Consider the following 10,430-nt stretch of genomic DNA (forward strand, 5'->3'; position numbering starts at 1 on the left):
TTACACCTCTGCTTTAGTTGGTAAATATTTATCCAACATATCGTCTTTTATACGTTTTAATTCAGTTCGTGGCAAAATAGATAATAGTTGCCATCCTAACTCTAAAGACTCCTGAATGGAACGATTTGTATAAAAACCTTGATTAATGTATTCTTCTTCAAATCGTGTTGTAAATGCCACATATTGTTTATCTGTTTGTGATAACGCAGATTCCCCTAAAACAACAGCCAACTCTTTCACTTGTTTCCCTTGTGCATAAGCAGCAAATAATTGATTCATGGTTGCTGCATGATCCTCACGTGTTTTCCCTTCACCTGTTCCTTTATCTTTCAAACGTGATAAAGACGGCAATACATTAATCGGAGGTTTAACACCTGCATTATATAAATCACGTGCTAAAATAATTTGTCCCTCTGTGATATATCCTGTTAAGTCTGGGATTGGATGTGTAATATCATCTTCTGGCATCGTTAAAATAGGGATTTGCGTCACAGAACCTTTTTTGCCAACTAGCCGGCCTGCACGCTCATATAAAGTTGATAAGTTTGTATATAAATATCCCGGATACCCACGTCGTCCCGGTACTTCACGTCTAGCTGCGGACACTTCACGTAATGCCTCACAATAGTTAGTCATATCTGTCATAATTACCAAAACGTGCATGTCTTTTTCATAAGCTAAATATTCAGCAGCACTCAATGCCATTTTTGGTGTAGCAATCCGTTCAATAGCAGGATCATTAGCTAAATTGATAAACATAACTGAACGCTCAATAGCACCTGTTTTTCTAAAGTCTTCCATGAAAAATTCAGCTTCTTCAAAGGTAATGCCCATTGCAGCAAAAACAACGGCAAATTTTTCATCGGAGTTTAATACAGTAGCTTGACGTGCAATTTGTGCTGCCAATTCTTTATGTGGAAGTCCAGAACCAGAAAATACAGGTAATTTTTGCCCACGTACAAGTGTATTCAAATGATCAATTGCTGAAATACCCGTTTGAATAAATTCATCCGGATAATCACGAGCAATAGGATTAATCGCCTGACCGTTAATATCCACATATTTTTCTGGTAAAATTTGTGGACCTCCATCCTTAACTTGTCCCATACCATCAAAAACACGTCCGACCATATCCTCTGATACTGCTAATTCTAAAGGTTTTCCACGAAAGCGTACAGTTGTATCACGTAAATTAATCCCACTTGCACTATCAAACAATTGAACAAGAGCTTTATCGTGATGTACTTCTAAAACTTGTCCACGGCGGATAGTTCCATCTTGCAATTGAATATCAACTAATTCATCAAATTTAACCCCTTCAACTTGTTCCACTGCCATTAAAGGACCGACAACTTCACTAACTGTTTTATACTCTTTAATCATGAGATGTCATGCCTCCTTTTGCAATAATGTCTTTCATTGTTTCTTGAATAGTATCTTTCAATAGTTCCAACTGTTTTAAATCTTTTTCTGCAACGTACTTACTACGTGCAATTCTATCACGAACGTGAATTGTTCCTGATAAAATCTCATTATAATAAGCACCTAATGTTAATGCTTGTCTAGCCTCTTGTTCAAATAAAAAGATGAGTTCAAGCATGAGATTTTGTTTACGATAAGACGTAAATGTATCCACTTTGTCAAATGCATTTTGTTGCAAATAGTCTTCACGAAGCATGCGTGCAATAACCATAGTTAATTTATCTTTTTCAGCTAAAGAATCTAATCCAACTAACCTTACAATTTCTTCTAGCTCAGATTCCTCTTGCAAAATTTTCATGGCATGACTAACTTTTTGCGACCAATTTGTTTGTAGTTTATTATCTAAATATTCTCCAATTTCATTGACATAAAGAGAATAAGAGGTCAACCAGTTCATTGACGGAAAATGACGTTTTTGTGCAAGTAAAGCATCAAGTCCCCAAAACACTTTAACAATACGTAATGTATTTTGTGTCACTGGTTCGGAAATATCGCCTCCTGGTGGAGAAACGGCACCAATTGCCGTAACACTCCCTTGACGTTGTTGAGTCCCCAATGTGACAACTTTTCCTGCTCTTTCATAATATTCTGCAATACGACTTCCTAAATATGCAGGGTACCCTTCATCTCCAGGCATTTCTTCTAAACGTCCAGACATTTCACGTAATGCCTCCGCCCACCTTGACGTTGAATCTGCCATAATCGCAACATTGTATCCCATATCTCTAAAATACTCTGCAATCGTTATACCAGTATAAATAGATGCTTCCCTTGCTGCAACAGGCATATTTGATGTATTTGCAATAAGAATGGTTCGTTCCATAATAGATTTTCCAGTATTTGGGTCAATTAACTCTGGAAATTCGTTTAACACATCTGTCATTTCGTTTCCACGTTCACCGCAACCAACATACACAACAATATCTACGTCTGCCCATTTAGCAATTTGATGTTGAACAACTGTTTTTCCTGCTCCAAAAGGTCCAGGTACAGCAGCACCTCCACCTTTAGTAACTGGGAAAAATGTATCAATAACACGTTGCCCTGTAAGCATTGGCTCCTTTGGATTTAATTTATATTGGAATGGACGTCCACGACGAACAGGCCATTTTTGTATTAAACTAAATGATTCAATTCCTTTTTCTGTACGAATGGTGTACACAATATCATCAACACTATACTCTCCAGATTCAATAGACGTTATGATACCTTTAATTCCAAATGGAACCATAATACGATGCTCTACCACTGCCGTTTCTTGAACTGTTCCGACAATATCGCCACTTATTACTGCATCGCCAACAGAAACTTTAGCTTGAAATGCCCATTTTTTTTGACGATTTAAAGGTTTGACATGAACACCACGAACTAAAAAATCACTCTGTGTAGCTTCTTGATAAGCATCTAATGGCCGTTGAATACCATCAAACATTTGTGACAAGATCCCCGGACCTAATTCTACTGATAATGCCTCTCCAGTCGTTTGTACCGGCTCTCCAACACCTAATCCTGACGTTTCTTCATACACTTGGATAGATGCCACATCACGACGCATCTCAATAATTTCTCCAATTAGACCAATGTGACCGACTTTGCAAATATCTTGAATATTGGCATCTTCCATTCCACTAGCCATAACTAATGGACCTGATACTTTTATAATTTTTCCAGTTTTCACAACAGTCTTCCTTCCTTTTTACTCAATTTTTTAATAATGTTATTCCTTACCATGCCATGTGTTGCGATTTACCACTCACATATTTAGAGAATATTTTGACCAATCGCCTTTTCAACATTTTGTTGAATCATAGATTTTCCAATATTTAAACTTCCTTTTTCATTAGGAATTAAAATAACCATTGGAATAATTTTCTCTTGATAGCGTTGAATGGTTTCAGGAATATATTGCGCAATATGCTCAGTAATATAAATGATACCATACTGGTGATTAGCCAAATCATCTAAACGCACTCTTGCCTCTTTTCCGTCTTGGCAAGCAAACACATCAAAGCCAATCATTTTAAACGGAAGAATAGAATCTCTATCACCAATCACTGCAATCTTATAACCCATAAATTGGTCGCATCCTTTCTCTTAGCACCGTTTCGTCGATGTTGTTTTCTTTTCCAGTCAACAATAACCTTAAATTTTTAACTTCCATTTCTGTATAATATAAAAATGATAATACAGGAAACAGTCCAAAAGGTTCATACTTGGATTGTTTTAAATAGTAATTCGCCACTAAATCACGCATTCTCTCAACATGTAGAGCTTGCAATGTATCGCTTGAAAAATCTAATGCCTCAGCATAATCCGTTTCCTTTAATAAAGCAACTAACTTGTCATATTGCTGATTTAATGCAAGATGTATCAATTCATTTAGTGCAATCTGTCCATGCTCTGATAAAATAGACAATAAAAAGCTACGACTGAGTGATTGATGTTTCACACGCAATAAACAATTAATATTATAAAGATCTGTCCATGCATATATCATTGCACTAATTTCAGCTTGATGTAATTGCTTAGCAATATGATTTAAATGCTGAAAATACGCTCTATCCAGTAAAATATCAATTGCCTCAATACGCCCATATTCCTCATAATAATCTTTAACGTGTTGAATCGCATCTAACATCACACTAGGCAATGTATCTGACTCACTAGTTTTTATCGCATAAGTCAACTCTGAAACGCTAAAACGTCCAATAGGAATGACTAAATGCTCTAGTGCAAGACCTGCTAACTCTGTTTTTAATAATACTTTTAAATTGTGGTAACTATAAATGAGTGAAAAAATATCTACAATTTCTAAAACGGGAACTTCCGATACAATATCACGATATGTATCCGCCAATTTTTCAACTAAAATGTGTTCAAAAGGCACTGTTATATCCGCATAACGTGTCGATTTTAGCACACTAATAGCACTCTCTGTTGAGTGACTTTTTAATACGGTATCTAGCTGTTCTTTAGATAATAACTCTTGTTCTTTAATACGAATAAGCGTATTAACACTAGCAAATAATGTATCGTTCATGTTAACCTCCTATCACTTATTCTGTTAATTGTTGAAGCAGCGCACTAATATAGTCTTGTTTTACCTCTTTAATCAATGCATTAAACAAATAATTATAGCGTACACCATTTTCTTCTAAAATAAACCCGGCTTCATTTGCGATCATATCCTTACCTATTTTTACATAATTTGGCAAAGTTATTTGTGGACTTTGCGTTTGCTGCATTAAAATAGTTTCTAAAGATAAATCTGTTTCTTGTAACGGAAACGACGTATATTCGCCTAAATGCAATGTATACTGTTTTTGATTATTTAATTGATGTAACACTTTATATAAAAATTGTGAAAACTCATCTTTTGTCCAATGTTTCATTCTTAAAGCTGCCTTATCAAATAATGCATGTAATTTATCTTGCTTATGTTGTAATACAACGTTACGTTTGTGATTTGTCAATTGCTGAATCGTAATGGTTTCTTGTAGATGAATATCCTTTGCTACTTTCTGACACATTAGCTGTTCATTCTGATTAATCTCATCTAATGCTAATGCTAAACGTTCCTTTTGGTGTTGTTCAGCTTGCTGCTTATGTTTTTGACATTCTTGTTCTTTACGATTAAGAATTTGTTGTGTAAAAGTGTGAATATCGCTCATGCTTACCTCCCAACTCATGATTAGCGTTTATTTATACTACTAGGAAAATAGCAATAACTAATCCTAAAATAGCGTACATTTCAACCATGCCCGCATAAATAGCACCTTTCATAAAATGTTCCTCGTTTTTAGCTAAAATTTGAATACCAGCAGTTGCTACACGACCTTGGGCAATCCCTGATGTTAATCCAGTAAACCCAATAACTAATCCTGCTACTAATGCTGAAACACCTTCAGAAAAACTCAATCCACTAGATAATTTTAAATAAATCATCATGGCAACAATTAAGCCGTAAAATCCTTGTGTACCTGGTAATAATTGTAAAATCATAGATTTCCCAAATTTTTCTGGTTGTTCTTTTGCCAGCGCTGTTGCTGCCTCACCAGTCATACCAACACCTTTTGCAGATCCTGTCCCTGCAAAAATCATAGCAAATGCCATACCCAATACTGCTAATAAATGTGCTCCGTCATGTCCTGTTAAAAATACTAAAAATGCATCCATATTATTTTTCCTCCAAATGTCTTTCTTTTAAATCAATATATTTTTCATAGGTTTTAAGGGGTTTCATCTTACGTCCACCGCCCTCATAAAATTTCCCAAAAAATTCTACAAATTGCAAACGAATACCGTGTACATACGCACCTAATAAAGCTAGAGCTAAGTTTAAAGTTTGTAATACAATAAAAAGCACAATACCTATTGTAAATTTAGCAATCGGTGGCAACAATCCTATAATTAAATTAAAAGATGAACCAATACTTGCCCCTGCTACACAAAGTGCCATTAAACGTGTATAACTGGCTAAGTCGCCAATATAACTACTCGCACCATATAATTTATACAATCCAGAACCTAATCCAGCTAATTTATTTTTAGCACCTAATACACTACTCAACACAATAACACCAACATGAACAATAATGACATATTGTGCCATAGTTCCTAGCCAACCTGTGTGTAAAAAGGTTTCTAGTACAATCCCAATCAAACCAATGAAAATACCTAGCCAACCTAAGCCATCTGAAAATGCCGTAGCATATTGTCGAGATTTCAGTTGAATATGCGTATTGACAGCTAAACCAAACATTAGCTGAATCACACCAAACACTACTGAAATAGCTAAAATAGAAATCGCATCAGTTGATGTTGATAATACTTTAAATGGCAATTCAATACTGAAAAACGAACCGAAAAAAATGCCCCAAAGGATACTAGGATAGGCTAACAGATGAAACAATCTCACATTTTTTCGTGTCTGTTTAGATAGAGGCATTTTACGCAATGCATACCATGTCCCAAATAGCAATAATAAACCATAACCAATATCAGCAACCATCATTCCAAAAAACGCAGCATAAAATGGAGCTAGTAATGGTGTTGGATCAACCTCTGAATATTTGGGTAAACTGTACATTTCCGTTAACAATTCAAACGGCTCAATTAAAGGGTGATTATTTAACACGATTGGAATATCTTTTTCGTCTATTATGACACTCTCATCTTTAACACACACAAATGTTGATTGTGGTAAACTCATGTGTAAAAGTTCTTTTAAGTATTTTTCTTTATCTTGAGCCATCCACCCCACAACAGCACTTAACGATTGTCCATTCAACATAAATAATTGTGCCTGTAATCGTTCGATTTCATTTGCAATTTGTTCCTCTTTAAATAATAAATCAGAATAATAATGAGCTAAATGCTCTAATTCTTTATTTAAGGTCTGTTTTTGATGATAAATTTGCTGTATTTCTTGCTCAAGCGCTTTTAAAGCAAGATGTGGTAATTGAGGAAAAGGATAATGAAACGGCGTAAAATGTAATGTAGATAACATCTGTTCAACACTATCCTTGTCTTTCTTATCGCAATAGATAATAACACCACGTTCTAACTCATCTGAAAATAACTCATCAATCAAAAGTGTGTCGTGTTGTGCTAACTCTTGATACCGTTCATCATGTTTAGATTGAGGAAATGTACCTACAAACGTTTGAACTGCCCTCAATGCCTTAGAAGTTGTTGGTAAGATTGGTAAAGATTTCCAGCGCTTTAACAATTGCACATGTTCTAATAATTTTTCTAATTGTTTTTGAAGCTGTTTCTTTTCTTTGACTATATCACGTACACGCACAAAAACGTTTCTCTCATTAAGCTCAATTAGTTTCTCTTGAATTTCTATTACCGTTAGAGCATATCGCTGCTTTAATTGTTTTTTCGATACATAAGGTTTCAACACGTCTTGCATGGATAAAACTTCTTTTAATAATTGTTCTTTTGCATGAACGTCTTGTAAAATAGTTGTTTCCTCTTGTTTAAGTTGATCAATCGATACATCTTCTTGAATAGGTTCAAAAGATTGACTTTCTTGTATTGTTTCTAACAATTTATTTTTATAATGCTCTTCAACCAGAATGATCCATTTTTGCATTTTAGTGACTGCCATATCGTCTATGAACCTCCTCTAAAATAGTTGCAATTAATTGGTTCTCTTTACATTCTATACATGAATTGATTGCATCAATCTCATCATTTTCTTCTTGTTTCAAACGTAACGAACACTCATGAATAACTTCCTTTGAGCGTACTGTTTCCTCTTGTTTAAACGTTTGAACAACTTGCATGCTCCTAGCTTGAGCCTGCTCTATTTTGGTTTCCACCTCTTTTTCAAAAGCCTGCTCTTCTTGATGATAGCGAGAAACAAGCATCTCCACTTGTTGTTCTATTTCTGTAATATACTCCACAGAAATGCTCATACTTACACCTCCAGTACTTCTATTATAACACCGCCCATTTATTTTTCCTAGATAAAGCCCATATCTCATATTGTTCATTATAAATAGGAAGAAATAGACAAAAATGAGAAAATTTTAATATTTCCACACCATTTTTTGCCGTTGCATAGAAAAAAATAAGCCCTACACAATAATTTTTTTATATATTTTCAATAAAAAATACCACGATTATATAAACACATTACACATCATGGTACTTTTTATGGTATAAATATACAATATTTTTCACTATAGCTCATACTAAGCCACGGCAGAGATAATGTGCGCCTACTTTTTAAAACACTTTTATAGCATATGAAAAAGTAGCTTGTTTCTGTGCTTCTAAAGCGTTAATGGCAAATTTTTGAGGCAATTCTCCTTCAAAATCGTCTAAATCACTCACCCCTTGCCAAGGTTCAATACAAACAAATGGAGCTTGTTTAGGATAAGGTGTCCAAATACCACAAAACAGATTACGCTGATACGACACACAAACACCATGTTGATGTTTATTTGATGTTAATTCCACAGAAACTTTTTGCTCATCTGTTTCAAAAATTAGTGCATCATCTTTAAACAAATCATACGTTAAAGGAAACGTCGTTAATGATGCTAAAGTTTTTGAATTTGCATCTAAATAAATACCATTTAAAGCATACTGATACACTGGACTTGGAGTTTGAATAGCTATTTGATAATCTTCAAATTTATCTCCCTCTTGCAAAGCCGTAGAAAAAGCAGGATGAGCTCCTATACTATAGTACATCGTATGATCATCTAAATTCTCAAGAGTGTAGTTCACATGGAGTTCAGTCTGATTTAATATGTACTCACAATATAACTTAAACGAAAAAGGATACATCCTTAATGTGTCCTCATCTGAACTTAAGCAAAAGATAAGTTTATTGCTTTCTTGACTTACCAAGGAAAATTCTTTATCCCTAGCAAAACCATGACCTGCCATTTCATACGTTTTTCCGTCAAGACGGTATGTATGATTTTTTAATCGTCCAACAATTGGAAATAATACTGGAGAACGTCTTCCCCAAAATTGTGCATCTCCATTCCATAAATAATTGATTTTATACTGTTTATGATAAATACTTTGTACTTCTGCTCCGTAAGTTGCAATTTCTACACAAATTATATCATTTTCAAGTTTATACATCGCTTTCTCCTTTCTCATAAATCCTGTTCACATAGTCAACAACACATAAATGTACAAAAAGAGAACTAGGCAAAAAGATGATGTTGTTCAATCCAATAACATCACTCAACATTGTCATTGTTTTTCACAACTTATTTTACTCGTCATACTTTTCGCTCAGTTCCAAGTCTATTCTATTTAAGTTAAGCAATCGCTTCTAGTCTATCCGGTCTAAATCCAGAAAAAGGTTCCTCTCCTTCAATCACAACAACGGGTAAAGAGGAAAAACCTAATGCTTTGACTTCTTCTAGAGCGACTTCATCTTCCATAACATCTTTAACTTTAAATGGAATATTTCTCTCTTCTAAAAATTTTTTTGTAAAATTGCATTGCATACAATTTGGTTTTGAATAAACAACTACAGGTGCCATATTTAAATCTCCTTTTAAAATAATACTTCATAATGATACTGTAAAAAAAACAAAAAATCAACTATATACTGTTTTCGTTCTATAACGATACCACAAAATATAGTGTTCATTAATATTATAAAAACTATATTAAATCTCTATTTAAACACACATCTTATAATTTTTTATACATGGATAATCTCCCTACATCGCTTATTACAAAGTTTACTTCTATCTATTCAAGTAACCAGATACGCACACTCATGACACACTAGAGTATCGTAACGCCACATATACACTACTCTTCAATACATAGAATGCCCAAAATAAAAAAATATGTATTATCCACTCTATCGACATAAAAACTAGTTGCTTAAACACTGACCCATACATCTAAACATATCAACACAAGTTTCTATCTTCATCCTCATAAAGCGTAAAGCTAAAGAAAAATCTGCTTTTTTTTAATCTCTTCAATGACATTTTTAAACTATCTATAAATCAAAGTCTACATTAAAATAACGCTAGCAAAAATACATTTTCTTCTCTTAGTTTTAGGGATACGCATAACAAAAATTGCAAGGAACTGGGAAAAAGTCTTAAAAATAAAAAAACAGCTTATAATGACGTCATCAGAAACGGGCTCTTCGTCAAATTATGTTGGTAAGTAAAAATTCCAGCAAATATTAAGTTGTTTTTTCTTAATAGGGCTAATTGTTTCTTTTCGAATCGGTATGCAATTGTCAAGGTTTATAGCGTGAGCGTGCCTTGACAATAGGCATACTGATTTGATAGACTTTTCAGCCCATATTAAGATGGTTTAAATAATTTTTCTTGCACTAAAAATACTCGAGTTCGTAAATATGTAAAATATTTAAACCCATAACTCATGCGATTTAATAATTTTATTTTTCGATTTATCCACTCAATAACACCGTTAGAATA

The 10,430-nt window shown here is 34.0% G+C and carries 11 protein-coding genes; all 11 read right to left on the reverse strand.

Translation table 11 applies throughout. The annotated features are described in order from the left end of the window. Positions 1–1,383, reverse strand: a complete 1,383-nt coding sequence (locus E4T68_RS03765; protein WP_135124273.1) for a V-type ATP synthase subunit B — start codon at positions 1,381–1,383, stop codon at positions 1–3. Beyond that, positions 1,376–3,160 (reverse strand): V-type ATP synthase subunit A, encoded by a 1,785-nt coding sequence (locus tag E4T68_RS03770; RefSeq protein ID WP_135124275.1) that lies wholly within the window; start codon positions 3,158–3,160, stop codon positions 1,376–1,378. Before E4T68_RS03770 ends, E4T68_RS03765 begins: the two co-directional genes overlap by 8 nt. An 83-nt stretch (positions 3,161–3,243) precedes the next feature. Continuing rightward, positions 3,244–3,555 carry a V-type ATP synthase subunit F gene (locus E4T68_RS03775; protein ID WP_135124277.1) on the reverse strand — a complete coding sequence of 104 codons (312 nt, stop codon included), beginning with the start codon at positions 3,553–3,555 and terminating at the stop codon, positions 3,244–3,246. Continuing rightward, a complete protein-coding gene (locus tag E4T68_RS03780; protein ID WP_135124279.1) occupies positions 3,545–4,522 on the reverse strand; it encodes a V-type ATPase subunit in 978 nt (325 codons plus the stop codon). The genes E4T68_RS03775 and E4T68_RS03780 overlap by 11 nt, the downstream gene beginning before the upstream one ends. Before the next feature lie 16 nt (positions 4,523–4,538). Beyond that, positions 4,539–5,153 (reverse strand): hypothetical protein, encoded by a 615-nt coding sequence (locus tag E4T68_RS03785; RefSeq protein WP_135124281.1) that lies wholly within the window; start codon positions 5,151–5,153, stop codon positions 4,539–4,541. 31 nt (positions 5,154–5,184) lie between these two features. Beyond that, entirely contained in the window at positions 5,185–5,658 is a 474-nt protein-coding gene (locus tag E4T68_RS03790; protein WP_135124283.1) for a V-type ATP synthase subunit K, read from the reverse strand. Position 5,659: 1 nt separating this feature from the next. Continuing rightward, positions 5,660–7,600 carry a V-type ATP synthase subunit I gene (locus E4T68_RS03795; RefSeq protein ID WP_135124285.1) on the reverse strand — a complete coding sequence of 647 codons (1,941 nt, stop codon included), beginning with the start codon at positions 7,598–7,600 and terminating at the stop codon, positions 5,660–5,662. After that, the gene (locus tag E4T68_RS03800) at positions 7,587–7,910 is read right to left on the reverse strand and encodes a hypothetical protein (RefSeq protein ID WP_135124287.1); all 324 of its coding nucleotides are present in this window, start codon (positions 7,908–7,910) and stop codon (positions 7,587–7,589) included. Before E4T68_RS03800 ends, E4T68_RS03795 begins: the two co-directional genes overlap by 14 nt. Before the next feature lie 313 nt (positions 7,911–8,223). Next, a complete protein-coding gene (locus tag E4T68_RS03805; RefSeq protein WP_167753801.1) occupies positions 8,224–9,096 on the reverse strand; it encodes an aldose 1-epimerase family protein in 873 nt (290 codons plus the stop codon). 182 nt (positions 9,097–9,278) lie between these two features. Further along, entirely contained in the window at positions 9,279–9,506 is a 228-nt protein-coding gene (gene nrdH, locus E4T68_RS03810; protein WP_135124291.1) for a glutaredoxin-like protein NrdH, read from the reverse strand. A gap of 789 nt (positions 9,507–10,295) precedes the next feature. Further along, positions 10,296–10,430 (reverse strand): transposase (locus E4T68_RS09985; RefSeq protein ID WP_135124293.1); only part of this gene is annotated, 135 nt, incomplete at its 5' end.

Origin of the sequence: Granulicatella sp. WM01 (genome assembly GCF_004570605.1) — a bacterium.
Taxonomy (GTDB): domain Bacteria; phylum Bacillota; class Bacilli; order Lactobacillales; family Aerococcaceae; genus WM01.